Annotated in this window: 20 protein-coding genes and 1 riboswitch; of the genes, 17 read left to right on the top strand and 3 right to left on the bottom strand. The window is 71.1% G+C overall.

Annotated elements, in window-relative coordinates:
• Positions 1–7: 7 nt before the first annotated feature.
• The 6 genes from IE153_RS37745 (at position 8) to IE153_RS37720 (ending at position 5,343) form a co-directional block, all read left to right on the top strand.
• Entirely contained in the window at positions 8–316 is a 309-nt protein-coding gene (locus IE153_RS37745) for a DUF2469 domain-containing protein (RefSeq protein ID WP_003993268.1), read from the top strand.
• A 76-nt stretch (positions 317–392) separates the two neighbouring features.
• Positions 393–794: a YraN family protein gene (locus IE153_RS37740; RefSeq protein ID WP_189594201.1), complete on the top strand. Its 402-nt coding sequence runs from the start codon at positions 393–395 to the stop codon at positions 792–794.
• Positions 795–2,420: a YifB family Mg chelatase-like AAA ATPase gene (locus IE153_RS37735; protein ID WP_189594200.1), complete on the top strand. Its 1,626-nt coding sequence runs from the start codon at positions 795–797 to the stop codon at positions 2,418–2,420.
• Positions 2,417–3,577 carry a DNA-processing protein DprA gene (gene dprA / locus IE153_RS37730; RefSeq protein ID WP_189594199.1) on the top strand — a complete coding sequence of 387 codons (1,161 nt, stop codon included), beginning with the start codon at positions 2,417–2,419 and terminating at the stop codon, positions 3,575–3,577. Before IE153_RS37735 ends, dprA begins: the two co-directional genes overlap by 4 nt.
• Positions 3,578–3,849: 272 nt before the next feature.
• On the top strand, positions 3,850–4,692 hold the full coding sequence (gene whiG, locus IE153_RS37725; RefSeq protein WP_031103428.1) for an RNA polymerase sigma factor WhiG: 843 nt from the start codon (positions 3,850–3,852) through the stop codon (positions 4,690–4,692).
• Between the two features lie 93 nt (positions 4,693–4,785).
• On the top strand, positions 4,786–5,343 hold the full coding sequence (locus tag IE153_RS37720; protein WP_031103427.1) for a TetR/AcrR family transcriptional regulator: 558 nt from the start codon (positions 4,786–4,788) through the stop codon (positions 5,341–5,343).
• A 345-nt stretch (positions 5,344–5,688) separates the two neighbouring features.
• Here IE153_RS37720 and IE153_RS37715 read toward each other — a convergent pair whose 3' ends face one another.
• The gene (locus tag IE153_RS37715) at positions 5,689–6,267 is read right to left on the bottom strand and encodes a M23 family metallopeptidase (protein ID WP_189594198.1); all 579 of its coding nucleotides are present in this window, start codon (positions 6,265–6,267) and stop codon (positions 5,689–5,691) included.
• 273 nt (positions 6,268–6,540) lie between these two features.
• On the opposite strand from IE153_RS37715, the gene rpsB reads away from it, so the two are divergent.
• From rpsB to IE153_RS37685, 6 genes are all read left to right on the top strand, one after another.
• Positions 6,541–7,485, top strand: coding sequence for a 30S ribosomal protein S2 (rpsB, locus tag IE153_RS37710; protein ID WP_189594197.1), 945 nt, complete (start codon positions 6,541–6,543; stop codon positions 7,483–7,485).
• Positions 7,486–7,657: 172 nt separating this feature from the next.
• Complete coding sequence (gene tsf, locus IE153_RS37705) at positions 7,658–8,494, top strand: translation elongation factor Ts (RefSeq protein WP_097221041.1); 837 nt, start codon at positions 7,658–7,660, stop codon at positions 8,492–8,494.
• Positions 8,495–8,678: 184 nt separating this feature from the next.
• Entirely contained in the window at positions 8,679–9,437 is a 759-nt protein-coding gene (gene pyrH, locus IE153_RS37700) for a UMP kinase (protein ID WP_030852122.1), read from the top strand.
• A gap of 166 nt (positions 9,438–9,603) precedes the next feature.
• On the top strand, positions 9,604–10,161 hold the full coding sequence (gene frr, locus IE153_RS37695; protein ID WP_006136598.1) for a ribosome recycling factor: 558 nt from the start codon (positions 9,604–9,606) through the stop codon (positions 10,159–10,161).
• On the top strand, positions 10,161–11,288 hold the full coding sequence (locus IE153_RS37690; RefSeq protein WP_189594196.1) for a phosphatidate cytidylyltransferase: 1,128 nt from the start codon (positions 10,161–10,163) through the stop codon (positions 11,286–11,288). The genes frr and IE153_RS37690 overlap by 1 nt, the downstream gene beginning before the upstream one ends.
• Before the next feature lie 118 nt (positions 11,289–11,406).
• Positions 11,407–11,856, top strand: coding sequence for an SRPBCC family protein (locus IE153_RS37685; protein WP_031103422.1), 450 nt, complete (start codon positions 11,407–11,409; stop codon positions 11,854–11,856).
• 36 nt (positions 11,857–11,892) lie between these two features.
• Here the strand turns inward: IE153_RS37685 and IE153_RS37680 are convergent, their stop codons facing one another.
• Both IE153_RS37680 and IE153_RS37675 read right to left on the bottom strand, forming a co-directional pair.
• Positions 11,893–12,048: a hypothetical protein gene (locus tag IE153_RS37680; protein WP_189594195.1), complete on the bottom strand. Its 156-nt coding sequence runs from the start codon at positions 12,046–12,048 to the stop codon at positions 11,893–11,895.
• 75 nt (positions 12,049–12,123) lie between these two features.
• Positions 12,124–12,330 carry a hypothetical protein gene (locus IE153_RS37675; protein WP_189594194.1) on the bottom strand — a complete coding sequence of 69 codons (207 nt, stop codon included), beginning with the start codon at positions 12,328–12,330 and terminating at the stop codon, positions 12,124–12,126.
• Positions 12,331–12,456: 126 nt separating this feature from the next.
• Between IE153_RS37675 and rlmN the strand changes: the two genes are divergently transcribed.
• The 5 genes from rlmN (at position 12,457) to IE153_RS37650 (ending at position 18,371) form a co-directional block, all read left to right on the top strand.
• Positions 12,457–13,563, top strand: coding sequence for a dual-specificity RNA methyltransferase RlmN (rlmN, locus tag IE153_RS37670; RefSeq protein ID WP_142159051.1), 1,107 nt, complete (start codon positions 12,457–12,459; stop codon positions 13,561–13,563).
• Positions 13,564–13,617: 54 nt separating this feature from the next.
• Positions 13,618–13,724: riboswitch (TPP riboswitch) on the top strand.
• A 124-nt stretch (positions 13,725–13,848) separates the two neighbouring features.
• Complete coding sequence (locus IE153_RS37665) at positions 13,849–14,886, top strand: thiamine ABC transporter substrate-binding protein (protein WP_438817982.1); 1,038 nt, start codon at positions 13,849–13,851, stop codon at positions 14,884–14,886.
• Between the two features lie 38 nt (positions 14,887–14,924).
• Positions 14,925–16,526, top strand: a complete 1,602-nt coding sequence (locus IE153_RS37660; protein WP_189594240.1) for an ABC transporter permease — start codon at positions 14,925–14,927, stop codon at positions 16,524–16,526.
• Positions 16,526–17,545 carry an ABC transporter ATP-binding protein gene (locus tag IE153_RS37655; protein ID WP_189594193.1) on the top strand — a complete coding sequence of 340 codons (1,020 nt, stop codon included), beginning with the start codon at positions 16,526–16,528 and terminating at the stop codon, positions 17,543–17,545. Before IE153_RS37660 ends, IE153_RS37655 begins: the two co-directional genes overlap by 1 nt.
• A 25-nt stretch (positions 17,546–17,570) precedes the next feature.
• Positions 17,571–18,371, top strand: coding sequence for a maleylpyruvate isomerase family mycothiol-dependent enzyme (locus IE153_RS37650; protein ID WP_189594192.1), 801 nt, complete (start codon positions 17,571–17,573; stop codon positions 18,369–18,371).
• Positions 18,372–18,404: the final 33 nt, after the last annotated feature.

The raw sequence follows: 18,404 nt of genomic DNA, 5'->3' as shown, positions 1-18,404 counted from the left end.
ACATGCCATGAGCGCCGAGGACCTCGAGAAGTACGAGACCGAGATGGAGCTGAAGCTCTACCGGGAGTACCGCGATGTCGTCGGTCTGTTCAAATACGTGATCGAGACCGAGCGGCGCTTCTACCTGACCAATGACTACGAGATGCAGGTGCACTCGGTCCAGGGTGAGGTCTTCTTCGAGGTGTCCATGGCGGACGCCTGGGTGTGGGACATGTACCGGCCGGCGCGGTTCGTGAAGCAGGTCCGGGTGCTCACGTTCAAGGACGTGAACATCGAGGAGCTGAACAAGAGCGATTTGGAGCTGCCGAGCGGCTGAGGTTCCTCATGTGGGTGACGGAGTTGTCCACAATCGTTGAGTCACCCACCAAGATCCACTTCTCGGGGAAGGGTGCGTGATCGTTGGCGCCGGAGGTGGTGCCGACATGACCGCACAGCTGGCACGCAGTGCCGTGGGGAAATACGGGGAGAGCCTGGCCGCACGGCGGCTGGCCGAGGCCGGTCTGACGGTCCTGGAGCGCAACTGGCGCTCCGGCCGGACCGGCGAGATCGACATCGTGGCCAGGGACGGGGACGTCCTGGTCGTCTGCGAGGTGAAGACCCGCAGGGAGGGCCCCTTTCAGCATCCGATGGCGGCCGTGACCCCGCAGAAGGCGGAGCGGCTGCGGGACCTGGCCGAGCGGTGGATCCAGGCACATGGGGGCGCGCCGCCCGGCGGGGTCCGCATCGACGTGGTCGGGGTACTGCTGCCGACCCGCGGCGCCGCCGTGGTCGAGCATGTGCGGGGGGTGGCCTGAATGGCGTTCGCCCGTACGTGCTCGGTGGCGCTGGTCGGCGTCGAGGGCGTGGTCGTCGAGGTCCAGGCCGACCTCGAACCCGGCGTCGCGGCCTTCACGCTGGTGGGACTGCCCGACAAGAGCCTCACGGAGAGCAAGGACCGGGTGCGTGCCGCGGTCGTCAACTCGGGCGCGGCCTGGCCCCAGAAGAAGCTCACGGTCGGCCTGAGCCCCGCCTCGGTGCCGAAGTCGGGCAGCGGCTTCGACCTCGCCGTCGCGGCGGCGGTCCTCGGCGCGGCGGAGCGCGTCGACCCGCGGGTCCTCGCCGACATCGTGATGATCGGCGAACTGGGGCTGGACGGGCGGGTGCGGCCGGTGCGGGGGGTGCTGCCGGCGGTGCTGGCGGCGGCCGACGCGGGATATGAGCAGGTGGTGGTGCCCGAGTGCGCCGCCGCCGAGGCGTCCCTCGTGCCCGGTGTGTCGGTGCTGGGCGTCCGCAGCCTGCGGCAGCTGATCGCCGTCCTGGCGGACGAGCCCGTGCCGGACGAGGAACAGGACGAGCAGGGTCGCCCGGACCCGCTCCTCGCCGGACTGCGCGTGCCGGGCACGGGCGCGGCCACGGGGATGCACAGCATCGGCGCCGCCCAGCACGACCACGGTCACGACCTGGCGGACGTCGTCGGGCAGACCTCGGCGCGCACGGCGGTGGAGGTCGCCGCGGCGGGAGGGCACCACCTCTTCCTCGAAGGGCCGCCCGGCGCCGGCAAGACCATGCTCGCCGAGCGGCTGCCGGCCATCCTGCCCCGGCTCGGCCGGCAGGAGTCGCTGGAGGTCACCGCGGTCCACTCGGTGGCGGGGCTGCTGCCGCCGGGCAAGCCGCTGATCGATGTCGCGCCCTACTGCGCCCCGCACCACTCGGCCACGATGCAGGCCCTCGTCGGTGGCGGCCAGGGCATCGCGCGGCCCGGGGCGGTGTCGCTGTCCCATCGCGGGGTGCTGTTCCTCGACGAAACGCCGGAATTCAGCAGCCAGGCCCTGGACGCCCTGCGCCAGCCGCTGGAGGCGGGGCACGTCGTGATCGCCCGCAGCGCGGGAGTCGTGCGCTTCCCGGCGAAGTTCCTCATGGTCCTCGCGGCCAACCCCTGCCCGTGCGGGCGCTTCTCGCAGCGGGACGACCTGTGCGAGTGCCCGCCCTCGGCGATCCGCCGCTATCAGGCCAGGCTCTCCGGCCCGCTGCTGGACCGGGTCGACCTGCGCGTCGAGGTGGACCGCATCACCCGCCTCGAGCTGACCGCCGTGGGGGCCAGGGGCGAGTCGACCGCGACGGTCGCCGAACGGGTGCGGGCGGCCCGGGAGCGGGCCGTGGAGCGCCTCGCGGGCACCCCCTGGTGCACGAACAGCGAGGTGCCCGGACGTGAGCTGCGCAGCCGCTGGCACGCCGTGCCCGGCGCGATGGACGAGGCCGAGCGGAACCTGGAGCGGGGGGTCCTGACCGCCCGCGGCCTCGACCGTGTCCTGCGCGTGGCCTGGACCGTCGCCGACCTCGTCGGTCACGACCGGCCCGACGCCACGGACGTCGCCCTCGCGCTCCAGCTGCGCACCGGTGTGCCGCGCGGCGTCCCCATGGCCATCGGGGCGCTGACATGAGCGGCGGCGGCGAACCGGACGACGAACTGCTCGGCAGGGTGCTTCTGACCCGGGTCCTCGAGCCCGGTGACGAGGTCGGCGGGCGGTGGGTGCGGGAGCTCGGGGCCGGGGGTGTGGTGCGGCGGTTACGGGAGGGCGGGCCCGCCCTCCCAGGGGCGAGCGCGAAGCGGTGGGCCGGGCTCCTGGCCAGGGCGGATGCCGCCCGGCCGGGCCGCGATCTGGAGGCCGCCCGGGACGCCGGGGTGCGGTTCGTCCCTCCCGGGGACGCGGAGTGGCCCGGACAGCTCGACGATCTCGGGGACGCCCGGCCCCTCGGACTGTGGGTGCGCGGCCGGCCCAGTCTGCGGATGTGGGCGCTGAAGTCCGTCGCCGTGGTCGGCGCCCGGGCCTGCACCGAGTACGGGGCCCACATGGCCGCGACCCTCGCCGCCGGCCTCGCCGAGCACGGCTGGGTCGTGGTGTCCGGCGGCGCCTACGGAGTCGACGGCGCCGCCCACCGCGGAGTGCTCGGAGCCGGCGGCGCCACCGTCGCCGTCCTCGCCTGCGGCGTCGACCGGCCCTACCCCCGCGGCCACACCCAGCTGATCGGCAGGATCGCCGAACAGGGCCTGGTGATCGGCGAGTTGCCACCCGGCGACCATCCGACGCCGAGCCGGTTCATCCTGCGGAACAGAGTGATCGCAGCCCTCACCCGCGGCACGGTGGTCGTCGAGGCCGCCCACCGCAGCGGCTCCCTGGTCACCGCGCGGGCCGCGCAGCGTCTCGGCCGGCACACGATGGGCGTGCCGGGCCCGGTCACCAGCGGGCTCTCCGCCGGAGTGCACGATCTGCTGCGCGGGGAGGCCGCCCTGGTCACCGACGTCGCGGACGTCGTCGAACTGGTCGGTGACATCGGGGAGCTGGCCCCCGACCGGCGCGGCCCCGTCCTGCCCCGGGACCTGCTGGAACCGGCCTCCCGGCAGGTGCTCGCCGCACTGCCGGGACGCGGGGTGGCCTGGCCCGACGAGATCGCGCGCTCCGCACAGACCGCGCCGGACGACGCGATCGCGAGACTGTACGAACTCCGAGCACTCGGTTACGTCGAACGACACGGCGACGGCTGGAAGTTGACACGCCAGGCGGTGATGTCGGTCCGCGACGGTCGCGGGCCGGGTTGACCGTGTGTGTTCGGCCGTCCGGGGGAACCCCGACAACCCTTGGAAATGCGCCCAGTTGGGGCCATCCGGTGATCACACCGGGCGACCGCCACGCCCCGCCGGAACGCCCTCAGGAACGTATCTGCGCCCTCCTTGGCCTCCGCTCTTCGCACACCGCGACACCGCAGTCACGCTACGCTCACGAGGGTTCCGACACGGACAGGCAACTCGACATCAGACAGACAGCCCACCCCAGCAGCACCACTCCGCAGCAGAACGGCACAAGGCGACGAATGCCCCAGCACACCTCCGGGTCCGACCGGGCGGCGATCCCCCCAGCCGCCCGTGACGGTGGCAGCGTGCGGCCGCCCGCTCCCTCGACGCTCGACGAGCTGTGGCGGTCGTACAAGGCGACGGGGGACGAGCGGCTGCGGGAGCAGCTGATCCTGCACTACTCGCCGCTCGTGAAGTACGTCGCGGGACGGGTCAGCGTGGGCCTGCCGTCCAACGTCGAGCAGGCGGACTTCGTCTCCTCCGGGGTGTTCGGGCTGATCGACGCGATCGAGAAGTTCGACATCGACCGGGAGATCAAGTTCGAGACGTACGCGATCACCCGGATCCGCGGCGCGATGATCGACGAACTGCGGGCGCTGGACTGGATCCCCCGCTCGGTACGGCAGAAGGCACGCAACGTGGAGCGGGCCTACGCCACGCTGGAGGCCCGGCTGCGGCGGACTCCGAGCGAGGGCGAGGTGGCCTCCGAGATGGGCATCGCCGTCGAGGAACTGCACGCCGTGTTCAGCCAGTTGTCGCTGGCCAACGTGGTGGCCCTGGAGGAACTGCTGCACGGGGGCGGTGAGGGCGGCGACGGGCTCAGCGTCATGGACACGCTGGAGGACACCGCCGCCGACAACCCCGTCGAGGTCGCCGAGGACCGGGAGCTGCGCAGGTTCCTGGCCCGGGCGATCAACACGCTGCCGGAGCGGGAGAAGACCGTGGTCACGCTGTACTACTACGAGGGCCTCACCCTGGCCGAGATCGGGAACGTGCTGGGCGTGACCGAGAGCCGGGTCAGCCAGATCCACACCAAGTCGGTGCTGCAGCTGAGAGCGAAACTGGCGAGCTTCGGCCGCTGACCTGCCCGGATGCCGTCGGGCCGGCGACAACCACTCCCGCCCGGGGGGACGCGTCCGTAGAGTGTTGACGTGCCAAGGATTCGAGCGGCCTCCGTGGCCGAGCACCGGTCGATGCAGCGAGCCGCCCTGCTGGACGCGGCTCGTTCCTTGTTGTCCGAGGGCGGTACGGAGGCGCTGACCTTCCCGGCCCTCGCCGAGCGGACGGGCCTCGCGCGATCGTCCGTATACGAGTACTTCCGGTCGCGGGCGGCCGTGGTCGAGGAACTGTGCGAGGTCGACTTCCCGGTCTGGGCGGCGGACGTGTCGGCGGCGATGGAGCGGGCCGGGACCGCCGAGGCCAAGGTCGAGGCGTATGTGCGGCAGCAGCTGGAACTGGTCGGCGACCGGCGGCACCGGGCCGTGGTCGCGATCTCCGCGAGTGAACTCGACGCGGGGGCCCGGGAGAAGATCCGGGCGGCGCACGGCGGGCTGGTCGCGATGATCGTCGAGGCGCTGGGCGAGCTCGGCCACGAGCAGCCCCGGCTGGCGGCGATGTTGGTCCAGGGCGTGGTGGACGCGGCCGTGCGCAGGATCGAGCTCGGGGCCGCGGAGGAGCCCGGGGCGATCACGGACGCGGCCGTGTCGATGGCGCTGCGGGGTGTGCGGGGCTGACGGCCTCGGGCCGAGCCGTGGCCGTGGCCTTGCGCTGCGAGGTGTGCGGCGTGACGGCCTCGAGGTCGAGGCTGTGGCGTTTCAGGGCCCGGCGGAGCGGGGTCCCGCGGCCCGAGCGGCACGCACACCTGCGGCTACGCCAGCGGCACGCCACATCCGCCGTTACGACGCACATCCGCTGCTACGCCAGTGGCAGGCACACCCGCGGCTACGCCAGCGGCACGCCACATCCGCCGTTACGCCAGTGGCACGCACATCGGCTGCTACGCCAGTGGCACGCACACCCGCCGTTACGCCAGCGGCACGCCACACCCGCGGCTACGCCAGCGGCACGCACACCCGCGGCTACGCCAGCGGCAGCAGCCTCGACGGGCCCCGGTGCAGGAGCCACGGCGGCAGGAGCGACAGCGGGTTCGCGTAGCCCTCGCCGCGGCGCAGGCCCCAGTGGACGCACGTGGCCGTGCAGTGCGAGCCGCTCGCGTCCACCGTGCCGATCACCTCGCCCGGTTCCACCTCGTCCCCCTCCTCGACCGCGGCCGTCACCGGCTCGTACGTCGTGCGCAGGGGCGGATCGCCCGTACCCGTGAGGTCCACCGATACGACCCCCCTGCCGGCCACCCGGCCCGCGAAGGCGACCCGGCTCCGGGCCACCGCTCGAACGGGTGTGCCCGCCGGTGCCGCAAGGTCCACGCCCCGGTGGCCCGGGCCGTAGACCGTCGCCGGGGGCTCCCAGCCCCGCAGGACACGGGGACGTGAGCCGACGGGCCAGGCGCGGCCGATGGCCGGCACGGTGGCCGGCGGGTCGTCGGCCCGGGGCGCACCCGCCGCGAACAGCGGTGGCGGCGGGGCCAGCAGGGCCGTCGCCGTGACGATCACCAGCAGGATCAGGCGTGCACAGACACGCACGCATCGGTTCGCTCGCATGCGGAGAGCGTTCCGGAGCGCCGGTGTCGCCGCTCGCGGCTGTGGGCGGGCGCCCGCTTGTGGACATCGGCGTCACCCGGCACCCCACGGGTCCCGTACACTTCTGGTGGCGACCCGAGTCATCGGGTCGACTTCGCACGCCCCGATACGAACCCCGGCAACGGGCCCGTATCAGCGCCCCTCGGTCCCTCGTGGAACGGCGCGCAGTGGGCGTCAGGCGCGGAAGCCGTCCGGCATCCGCGGCACAACCGAGAAATTCAAGGAGATACGGCCATGGCCGTCGTCACGATGCGGGAGCTGCTGGAGAGCGGCGTCCACTTCGGTCACCAGACCCGTCGTTGGAACCCGAAGATGAAGCGCTTCATCTTCACGGAGCGCAACGGCATCTACATCATCGACCTGCTCCAGTCGCTGTCGTACATCGACCGCGCCTTCGAGTTCGTCAAGGAGACCGTCGCCCACGGCGGCACGGTCATGTTCGTCGGCACGAAGAAGCAGGCGCAGGAGGCCATCGCCGAGCAGGCCACCCGCGTCGGCATGCCCTACGTCAACCAGCGCTGGCTGGGCGGCATGCTCACCAACTTCTCGACCGTCTACAAGCGTCTGCAGCGCCTCAAGGAGCTCGAGCAGATCGACTTCGAGGACGTCGCCGCGTCCGGTCTGACCAAGAAGGAGCTTCTCGTGCTCTCGCGCGAGAAGGCCAAGCTGGAGAAGACCCTCGGCGGTATCCGCGAGATGCAGAAGGTGCCCAGCGCCGTCTGGATCGTGGACACCAAGAAGGAGCACATCGCGGTTGGTGAGGCCCGGAAGCTGAACATCCCGGTCGTCGCGATCCTCGACACCAACTGCGACCCCGACGAGGTCGACTACAAGATCCCGGGCAACGACGACGCGATCCGCTCCGTCACCCTGCTCACCCGTGTGATCGCGGACGCGGTCGCCGAGGGCCTCATCGCCCGCTCCGGTGTCGCCACCGAGGGCAAGGGCGACAAGGCCGCGGGCGAGCCGCTGGCCGCGTGGGAGCGCGACCTGCTCGAGGGCGAGAAGAAGGCCGACGAGGCCGCCCCCGCCGCTGAGGCCGCTCCGGCTGCCGAGGCCGCTCCGGCCGCTGAGGCCGCTCCGGCCGCGGACGCTGCTCCGGCCGCCGAGGCTGCTCCGGCCGCCGAGGCCGAGAAGCCGGCCGAGGGCGAGAAGCCGGCCGAGGCCGAGCAGGCCTGACCCGTCAGTCCGAGTTGACGGCGGGAGCGGCCGCACCCACCAGCGCCTTCGGCGCGGTGAAGTCCGCTCCCGCCGTTGACCCGTAGGTCAGCGGAAGGACAGCGCCTTCCGGCTCCATGGGCGCATCCGCAGATCTTCGATCTTCCAGACTTCGAGAGAGATTCACAGACTCATGGCGAACTACACCGCCGCCGACGTCAAGAAGCTCCGTGAGCTCACGGGCGCCGGCATGATGGACTGCAAGAAGGCGCTGGACGAGGCCGAGGGCAACGTCGAGAAGGCCGTCGAGGCGCTCCGCATCAAGGGCCAGAAGGGCGTCGCCAAGCGCGAGGGCCGGTCCGCCGAGAACGGTGCCGTCGTCTCGATCATCGCCGACGACAACTCCGCCGGCGTCATCGTCGAGCTGAAGTGCGAGACGGACTTCGTCGCCAAGGGTGACAAGTTCCAGGCCGTGGCCAAGACCATCGCCGAGCACGTCACCAAGACCTCCCCGGCCGACATCGAGGCCCTGCTCGCCTCCGAGATCGAGCCCGGCAAGACCGTCCAGGCGTTCGTCGACGAGGCCAACGCCAACCTCGGCGAGAAGATCGTCCTGGACCGCTTCGCGCAGTTCGCCGACGGTTACGTGACGGCGTACATGCACCGCACGATGCCCGACCTGCCCCCGCAGATCGGTGTCCTCGTCGAGCTGGACAAGCCGAACGCCGAGATCGCCAAGGGCGTCGCCCAGCACATCGCCGCCTTCGCGCCGAAGTACCTCTCCAAGGAGGACGTGCCGGCCGAGGTCGTCGAGTCCGAGCGCCGCGTCGCCGAGGAGACCACCCGCGCCGAGGGTAAGCCCGAGGCCGCCCTGCCGAAGATCGTCGAGGGTCGCCTCAACGGCTTCTTCAAGGACGCCACGCTGCTCGGCCAGCCGTACGCGCTCGACAACAAGAAGTCGGTCCAGAAGGTTCTGGACGAGGCCGGTGTCACCCTGAAGCGCTTCACGCGCATCAAGGTCGGCATCTGAGTCCGTACCGCGATCGACGCCCGACCCCTATAGGGTCGACAGCAGTCGTCCGCGTACGCCGTCACATGAGTGGCGGACGACAGCAGATCTGACGAGGAGGCCATTGCCGTATGGGATGCGAAACACGCCCCACCGGCAATGGCCTTCTTGGTATGCGCAACACGTGAAAGAGGCGGGATCCCCCATGACGACCAAGGCTCAGAAGAGCGACGACGGCAAAGTGCGCGGCCGGTTTCTGCTGAAGCTGTCCGGAGAGGCCTTCTCCGGTGGCGGCGGCCTTGGCGTCGACCCCGACGTGGTGCACAAGATCGCCCGCGAGATCGCGGCCGTCGTACGCGACGGCGCGGAGATCGCGATCGTCATCGGCGGTGGCAACTTCTTCCGCGGCGCCGAACTCCAGCAGCGCGGCATGGACCGGGCCCGCTCCGACTACATGGGCATGCTCGGCACGGTCATGAACTGCCTCGCCCTCCAGGACTTCCTGGAGAAGGTGGGCGTGGACTGCCGGGTGCAGACCGCCATCACCATGGGCCAGGTCGCCGAGCCGTACATCCCGCTGCGTGCCGTGCGGCACCTGGAGAAGGGCCGCGTGGTCATCTTCGGCGCGGGCATGGGCATGCCCTACTTCTCCACCGACACCACCGCCGCCCAGCGCGCCCTGGAGATCGACGCCGAGGCGCTGCTGATGGGCAAGAACGGCGTGGACGGGGTCTACGACTCCGACCCCAAGACCAACCCGGACGCGGTGAAGTTCGATCACCTCGGCTACGGCGAGGTCATCACGCGCGATCTGAAGGTCGCCGATGCCACGGCCGTGACGCTGTGCCGCGACAACAAGCTCCCGATCGTGGTCTTCGAGCTGCTGGCCGAGGGCAACATCGGACGCGCCGTCAAGGGTGAGAAGATCGGCACGCTGGTGGGGGACCCCGGCAGCCGGGACTGACACCCCGGGAACAACCCCGTCCGGGGGACGGACGGGACGGAGCCGGGCCGGGGGATGGACAATGTCCTGCCGGTCGGGAACCGTGCAGGAAGAAGACGCGACGCAGCCGGCCGCCGCCCCACATGGAACCGCAGCCGGGCCTACTCAAGACACGCAGGAGCAAGTGGTGATCGAAGAGACCCTCCTCGAGGCCGAGGAGAAGATGGAGAAGGCCGTCGTGGTCGCCAAGGAGGACTTCGCCGCGATCCGCACCGGCCGTGCGCACCCGGCGATGTTCAACAAGATCGTGGCCGACTACTACGGCGCGCCGACGCCGATCAACCAGCTGGCCTCGTTCTCCGTGCCCGAGCCGCGTATGGCCGTGGTGACCCCCTTCGACAAGAGCGCGCTGCGCAACATCGAGCAGGCGATCCGCGACTCCGACCTGGGCGTCAACCCGAGCAACGACGGCAACATCATCCGGGTGGTGTTCCCCGAGCTCACCGAGGAGCGCCGCCGGGAGTACATCAAGGTCGCCAAGGGCAAGGGCGAGGACGCGAAGATCTCGATCCGCTCCGTGCGCCGCAAGGCCAAGGAAGCCATCGACAAGCTGATCAAGGACGGCGAGGTCGGCGAGGACGAGGGCCGCCGCGCGGAGAAGGAGCTCGACGACACCACCGCGAAGTACGTCGCGCAGGTGGACGAGCTCCTGAAGCACAAGGAAGCGGAGCTGCTCGAGGTCTGATGAACGACTCTTCCTGGGGGGCGCCGCCACAGGCCGGGTACTGGGAGCCCACCGACCAAGGGCATGGTCACGGGCACGTCCAGGGTCCGGGCCACGGGCACGTCCAAGGGGCCGCTCCGGCGGGTCCCGCATACGATGCGTATGAAGCGCCTCAGACTCGCCCCATGCCCATCGTGCCCGACGTGACCGAATTCGGCGGAAACCAGGATGACGACCGGGGGGCTGCTCGGCTGAGCGGCGCCCCGGTCCGAAACGACACGAATCCGGAGCCCATGCCCGACGCCTCGCAGCCGGCGCCCAAGCCGCCGAAGAAGAGCGCGGGTCGCGACCTGAGCGCCGCGATAGGGGTCGGTGTCGGGCTCGGTGCGGTGATCGTCGCGTCGCTGTTCGTCGTCAAGGCCGTGTTCGTGGGTGTCGTGGCCGTGGCCGTGGTGGTGGGCCTGTGGGAGCTGACCAAGCGGCTGGAGGAACGCAAGGGCATCCGGGCGCCCCTCGTGCCGCTCGCGCTCGGCGGTGCCGCCATGGTCGTCGCCGGGTACGTCCGGGGCGCCGAGGGCGCGTGGGTGGCGATGGCACTCACGGCGCTGGCCGTCCTGGTCTGGCGCATGACCGAACCGCCCGAGGGCTACCTGAGGGACGTCACCGCGGGCGTCTTCGCGGCGTTCTACGTGCCGTTCCTGGCGACCTTCGTCGCGATGATGCTGACCGCGGACGACGGGCCGCAGCGGGTCCTCACCTTCCTGCTGCTCACGGTCGTCAGCGACACCGGGGCCTACGCCGTCGGCTGGCGGTTCGGCCGGCACAAGCTCGCCCCGCGCATCAGCCCCGGCAAGACCCGCGAGGGCCTGCTCGGCGCGGTCTCCTTCGCCATGGTCGCGGGGGCGCTGTGCATGCAGTTCCTCATCGACGACGGGGCCTGGTGGCAGGGCCTGGTGCTGGGCCTCGCGGTCGCGGTCACCGCCACGCTCGGCGACCTCGGCGAGTCCATGATCAAGCGGGACCTCGGCATCAAGGACATGGGCACGCTGCTGCCCGGCCACGGCGGCATCATGGACCGGCTCGACTCGCTGCTGCCCACGGCTCCGGTGGTGTGGCTGCTGCTCGTGCTGTTCGTGGGATCCGGCTGATCCGACCGGCCTTGCCGGAGAGCCCCCGCCCGATCGGGCGGGGGCTCTCCGACGTCTGGGGGAGACCCCGAGGGGCCGAAGTGGGACGATTCAGGTGTACCTCCCAAAGGAGGCCATCATGGCCATCATCCGAGAGAGCATCGACGTCGACCGCCGTCCCGAGGAGGTCTACCAGTACGTCATGGACGCCGGCCACATGCCGGAGTGGCAGCTGAGCGCGGTGTCAGCGGAGCGTCTCGACGAGGGGCCCGTAGGCATCGGCTCGAAGGTCAGGGTGACCCGGCACGTCGGCCGCCGCGTCATGCCGATGACCATGGAGGTCACCGAGTACGACCCGCCGCACAGCTGGGGCATGCGCGGCGTCGACGGCCCCGTGCGAGCCCAGGTGCACGGCGAGGTCGAGCCCTATGACGAGGGCCGCCGCTCCCATGTCACGATCGACATCGACTTCGAGGGCCACGGCATGGGCAAGGTCCTGGTCCCGCTCGTCGTGCGCCCCCAGGTCCGCAAGGAACTCCCGCGCAACGAGCAGCTCCTCAAGGACCGGCTGGAGCACACGGGCGAGTAGGACGTCACGCTCCCCCGACGGCGCAGGCCGCTTCCCTCACCGCCGCCGGGGGAACTTCCAGCCGTTCTGCCGCAGCTTGAACAGCACGAACACCCCGCAGAGCGCCCATACGCCCAGGAAGGCCCACTTGAACCACGGGGGGCCTTCCCACTTCTCTGCGAGCTGCACCGGTGCCGCGTAGAGAGAGGTCATCCCTCGCGCGTGCCCGGCGCTACGGCGGGAACACCCGGTTCCGCCGACTGGGGCGCGGCCGTCGAACAGGTCATGTCAGTCGGTTCCCCCGGACGACGAGTCGTCCCCGCCGTTCTGCGAGCGGGAGTTCCGGTTCGAGCTGCGGGCCAGCTCGCTCCCGAGCAGCGTCGCCTTGGCCACACCCCGTGCCCAGCGCGGGGCGTCGCCCCGCGCTGCCCAGAACACGCAGACACAGCCGCCGATGACGAGCAGGACGACGACCGACAGCATGAGCACGAGCATGCTCACCCCTCATTTCGTGTGATGGTCGCGTCATCCTTGCAGGCGGGCGCGTCATCACCCGTCCCGGCAGTCGTCGCGAGCGGCCGCCCCGAGTCACCCGATTGGATCTGCGACACTGGTACGGCCATGCCTAAGCCCGGAGAACTCACTTTCGTAGCCCCCCGCGGAGCCAAGAAGCCGCCGCGGCATCTTGCCGATCTCACTCCTGCCGAGCGCAAGGAGGCCGTAGCCGCTGTCGGGGAGAAGCCGTTTCGTGCCAAGCAGCTCTCGCAGCACTACTTCGCGCGGTATGCGCATGATCCGGAGCAGTGGACGGACATTCCGGCCGGTGCCCGGGGGAAGCTGCGGGAGGCGTTGCTGCCCGAGCTGATGACCGTCGTGCGGCATCTGTCGACCGACCAGGGCACCACGCGCAAGACGCTGTGGCGGCTGTTCGACGGGACGCTCGTCGAGTCCGTGCTGATGCGCTACCCGGACCGGGTGACCATGTGCATCAGCTCGCAGGCGGGATGCGGCATGAACTGCCCGTTCTGTGCGACCGGGCAGGCCGGTCTCGACCGGAATCTGTCCACCGCGGAGATCGTGCACCAGATCGTGGACGGCATGCGGGCGTTGCGGGATGGGGAAGTGCCCGGAGGCCCGGCGCGGCTCAGCAACATCGTCTTCATGGGGATGGGCGAGCCGCTCGCCAACTACAACCGGGTCGCCGGTGCCATCCGGCGGCTCACCGACCCCGAGCCCGACGGGGTGGGCCTTTCGCAGCGCGGCATCACCGTCTCGACGGTCGGGCTCGTCCCGGCCATCCACCGGTTCTCCGACGAGGGCTTCAAGTGCCGCCTCGCGATCTCGCTGCACGCGCCCGACGACGAGCTGCGCGACACCCTCGTGCCGGTGAACACGCGCTGGAAGGTCCGCGAGGTGCTGGACGCCGGCTTCGAGTACAGCGCGAAGTCCGGGCGGCGGCTGTCCATCGAGTACGCGCTGATCCGGGACATCAACGACCAGGCCTGGCGTGGTGACCGGCTCGGCCGGATGCTCAAGGGCAGGCCCGTGCACGTCAACCTCATCCCGCTGAACCCGACGCCCGGGTCGAAGTGGACCGCCTCCCGGCCCGAGGACGAGAAGGCGTTCGTGGAGGCCATCGCCGCCCATGGTGTGCCGGTGACGATCCGGGACACCCGTGGTCAGGAGATCGACGGGGCGTGCGGTCAGCTCGCGGCCACCGAACGGTAGTCTGACTGTCGTAAGCACATCTGCATATGCGACACCTGCACCATCCACACCTGCATATTCCGACAGGGGAGCGCCACAGCGCTGAGAGTGCGGCACACGGCCGCAGACCCTCCGAACCTGGCCCAGGTCATTCTGGGTAGGGAGATCGGTCACCACTCGAGCTGTTGCGCCCTGCCCGGGACCACGGAAGTCCCGGGCAGGGCCGCGTCTTCTCCTGGTCACTCCAGGAGGAATCCAGTGAGCATCAACGTAAAGCGGCTGACGGCTGTCGTCGTCGGGCTCGGCATGGTCGGCACGCTCGCCGCGTGCGGATCGTCCGACGGTGGTCAGGGGTCCGGCGACTCCAAGACCGTGACGCTCGTCAGCCACGACTCGTGGGCCGTGTCCAAGGACGTCCTCGCGGCCTTCGAGAAGCAGTCGGGCTACAAGGTCGACGTCCTGAAGGACGGCGACGCCGGGCAGGCCGTGAACAAGGCCATCCTGACCAAGGACAACCCGCAGGGCGACGTCTTCTTCGGCGTCGACAACACGCTGCTCTCGCGGGCGCTCGACAATGGACTGTTCCAGTCGTACGAGCCGAAGGGCTCCGGCACGATCAAGGCCGAGTACCGCGTCGACCAGGACAAGCACCGGGTCACGCCCATCGACACCGGCGACATCTGCGTCAACTACGACAGGAAGTACTTCGCCGACCACGAGCTGGAGCCGCCGAAGGGCTTCGACGACCTGGTCGAGCCCCAGTACAAGAACCTGCTGGTGACCGAGAACGCCTCCGCCTCCTCACCCGGCCTCGGCTTCCTGCTCGGCACCGCCGCCCAGTACGGCGACACCGGCTGGGAGGGCTACTGGAAGAAGCTCAAGGCCAACGGCGTGAAGGTCGTCGACGGCTGGGAGCAGGCCTACAACGAGGAGTTCTCCGGCTCGGCCGGCGGCAAGAAGGCCAAGGGCGACCGGCCGCTCGTCGTGTCGTACGCCTCCTCGCCGCCCGCCGAGGTCGTCTTCGCCGACCCGAAGCCGAGCACGGCACCGACCGGCGTCGCCGAGGGCACCTGCTTCCGGCAGGTCGAGTACGCGGGGCTGCTCGGCAACGCCAAGAACACCAAGGGCGGCAAGGCCCTCCTCGACTTCCTCATCAGCAAGAGGTTCCAGGAGGACATGCCGCTCAACATGTTCGTGTACCCGGTGACCGAGGGCGCCCAGGTGCCGCCGGAGTTCGTGAAGTACGGGCCGCAGGCGAAGGACCCGGAGACCATGGACCCGGCGAAGATCGCCGACCACCGTGACCAGTGGGTCAAGTCGTGGACCTCACTCGTACTGAAGTAGCCGCCCGGCGGCGGGGCGCGGCGGCGCGGTTCGGCCTGCTGGCCGCGCCCGTCGCGTTCTTCGCGGTCTTCTTCGCCTACCCCGTCGCCGCGATCGTCGCGCGCGGCCTGAAGACCGACGGGACCTGGCACCTCGCGCGGATCGGGGAGGTGCTCGCCCAGTCCGACGTCCGGCACGTCCTGTGGTTCACCACCTGGCAGGCGCTGGTCTCCACCGCGCTCACGCTGCTCGTCGCGCTCCCCGGCGCGTACGTCTTCGCGCGCTTCGACTTCCCGGGCAAGCAGGTCCTGCGGGCGGTCGTCACCGTCCCGTTCGTGCTGCCGACGGTCGTCGTCGGTACGGCGTTCCTCGCGCTGGTCGGCCGGGGCGGGCTGCTCGACGAGCTGTGGGGCGTACGCCTGGACACCACGGTGTGGGCGATCCTGCTCGCGCACGTCTTCTTCAACTACGCGGTCGTCGTCCGGACCGTCGGCGGGCTCTGGGCGCAGCTCGACCCGCGGCAGGAGGAGGCCGCGCGAATGCTCGGGGCGTCCCAGCTGAAGGCCTGGCGGCAGGTCACCCTGCCCGCCCTCGCCCCGGCCGTGGCCGCCGCCGCGCTGATGGTCTTCCTGTTCACCTTCACCAGCTTCGGTGTCGTGCAGATCCTCGGCGGGCCCACCTTCTCCACCCTGGAGGTGGAGATCTACCGGCAGACCTCGGAGATCTTCGACCTGTCGACCGCGGCCGTGCTGACGCTGATCCAGTTCGCCGCGGTGGGCGCGATCCTCGCCGTGCACGCCTGGACGGTGCGGCGGCGGGAGACCGCGCTGCGGCTGGTGGACGCGTCCGTGACCGCGCGCCGGCCGCGCGGAGCGGGGCAGTGGGCGCTGCTGGGCGGGGTGCTCGTCACCGTCGCCGTGCTGCTGGTGCTGCCGCTGGCCGTGTTGGTGCAGCGGTCCCTGGACGCGCCGGGCTTCGGCTACTACCGGGCGCTGACCAGTGAGGACGGGGGAGTGTTCCTGGTCCCGCCGATCGAGGCGATCGGCAACTCCCTGTCGTACGCCGTCGCCGCCACGCTCATCGCCGTGCTGATCGGCGGGCTCGCCGCCATCGCGCTCACGCGCCGGGACGCCGGGCGGTTCGTGCGCGGCTTCGACGCGCTGCTGATGCTGCCGCTCGGGGTGTCCGCGGTGACCGTCGGCTTCGGGTTCCTGATCTCCCTCGACGAGCCGCCGCTGGATCTGCGGTCCTCGTGGATTCTCGTGCCGCTCGCGCAGGCGCTGGTGGGTGTGCCGTTCGTCGTACGGACCATGCTGCCCGTGCTGCGGGCGGTGGACGTGCGGCTGCGGGAGGCGGCCTCGGTGCTCGGGGCCTCACCCTGGCGGGTGTGGCGGGAGGTGGATCTGCCGCTGGTGCGGCGGGCGCTGCTGATCGCCGCCGGGTTCGCCTTCGCCGTGTCGCTCGGGGAGTTCGGGGCGACGGTGTTCATCGCACGGCCCGACCGACCGACGCTGCCGGTGGCCGTGGCCCGGCTGCTCGGGCGGCCCGGGGACTTCAACTACGGCCAGGCGATGGCCCTTTCGACGATTCTGATGGTGGTGTGCGCCGTGGCCCTGCTGGTGCTGGAGAGGCTCCGCACGGACCGGACGGGGGAGTTCTGATGCTGCTGGCCCTGCGGGAGGCGACGGTCCGTTTCGGCGGCCGGGCCGTGCTGGACGCCGTCGATCTGGAGGTCGCCCAGCACGAGATCGTGTGCGTGCTGGGACCCAGCGGCAGCGGCAAGTCGACCCTGCTGCGGGCGGTGGCCGGGCTGCAACCCCTGGACTCCGGGCGGGTGATGCTCGACGGGCACGACCAGGCCGGTCTGCCGGCGCACCGGCGCGGAGTCGGGCTGATGTTCCAGGACCACCAGCTGTTCCCACAGCGGGACGTGGGCGGCAACGTGGCCTTCGGGTTGCGGATGCACGGCGAACCGAAGCGGCGACAGGCCGAGCGAGTGCAGGAGTTGCTCGACCTCGTGGGGCTCCCGGGCGCGCGCCGCCGGGCCGTCGCCGCGCTGTCGGGCGGGGAGCAGCAGCGGGTGGCGCTGGCCCGGGCCCTCGCGCCGAGCCCCCGGCTGCTGATGCTGGACGAACCGCTCGGGCAGCTCGACCGGTCGCTGCGGGAGCGGCTGGTCGTCGAACTGAAGGAACTGTTCGGCCGGTTGGGCACGACCGTGCTCGCCGTGACACACGACCAGGGGGAGGCCTTCGCGCTGGCCGACCGGGTCGTGGTGATGCGGGACGGGCGGATCGCCCAGTCCGGTACGCCCCTCGAGGTGTGGCAGCGGCCCGCCGACGCGTTCGTCGCCCGCTTCCTCGGCTTCGAGAACGTGGTCGAGGCGACGGTGGGGACCGAGGCCGCGGACACGCCGTGGGGCAAGGTGCCGGTGCCGGAGGACGCCCCGCAGGGCACCCGGACCCTGCTGGTGCGGCCCGCCGGGGTGCGCCTGGTGCCCGCCGACGTGGGCCTGCGCTGCACCGTGGCCGCGCGCACCTTCCGGGGCACCCATGTCACCGTGCACCTCCAGCCCCCGGACGCCCCGCGCCTGGAGGCGGCGTGCGCGCTGCGGGACGCGCCGGAGACCGGGGACGAGGTCGGCGTGGAGTTCGACGCGGCCGAAATCGTGGTGCTCGCCTGATCGTCCGCCGCCTAGGGTGCGGGGCATGACGCCGTTACTCGCACACGACCGCTACTGCGACGAAATCGCCCACCAGGTCGGCCTGTTGAGGTCCGTGGTGACCTCCGGGGCCGACCTGTCCGGCACCGTGCCGACCTGCCCGGAGTGGTCGCTGGAGGACCTCGTACGGCACATGGGCGGTGCCCTGCGCTGGGTGGAGTTCATCGTGCGGACCCGGGCCGGCGAGGAGGTGTCCGAGGAGCGGGTGCCGGGGCTCGCCGGGCCCGAGGAGCGGGGGGACGCCGCCGTCCTGGACGCCTGGCTGGCGGAGAGCGGCGAGCAGGTCGTCACCGCCCTGCGGGAGGCCGGGCCGGACACGAAGGTGTGGGGCTGGGCGGGGGTGCTCGACACCGGGTTCTGGGCCCGCCGGGTGACACACGAGATCACCGTGCACCGCGCGGACGCCACGCTCGCGGCCGGGCTGCCCTACGAGGTCGCGCCCGAGGTGGCCGCCGACGCGGTCGACGAGTGGCTGCAGATCGTGGAGTACGTGCAGCGGACGGTGCCGCACGACCCGGCGAGGGAACTGCGTGGTCCCGGCCGCAGCATCCATCTCCACGCCACCGACACCGGGCCGGAGGTGAACGCCGAGTGGCTCGTCGAACTCACCGAGGACGGGGTCGCCTGGCGCCGGGGCCATCGGAAGGCGACCGTGGCCCTGCGCGGGCCGCTCACCTCCGTGCTGCTGGCGTTCTACCGCCGACTGCCGCTGGACGCGCCGGAGCTGGAGGTGCTGGGCGAGCGGGAGCTGCTGGAGTTCTGGCTGGAGCGGGCGACGTTCGGGTGAGACGGGACGTGGCCCGCCCCCTGGTGGGGGACG

Source organism: Streptomyces massasporeus (assembly GCF_014648995.1).
Classification (GTDB): domain Bacteria; phylum Actinomycetota; class Actinomycetes; order Streptomycetales; family Streptomycetaceae; genus Streptomyces; species Streptomyces massasporeus.
This window is presented reverse-complemented; position numbering and strand designations above follow the sequence as displayed.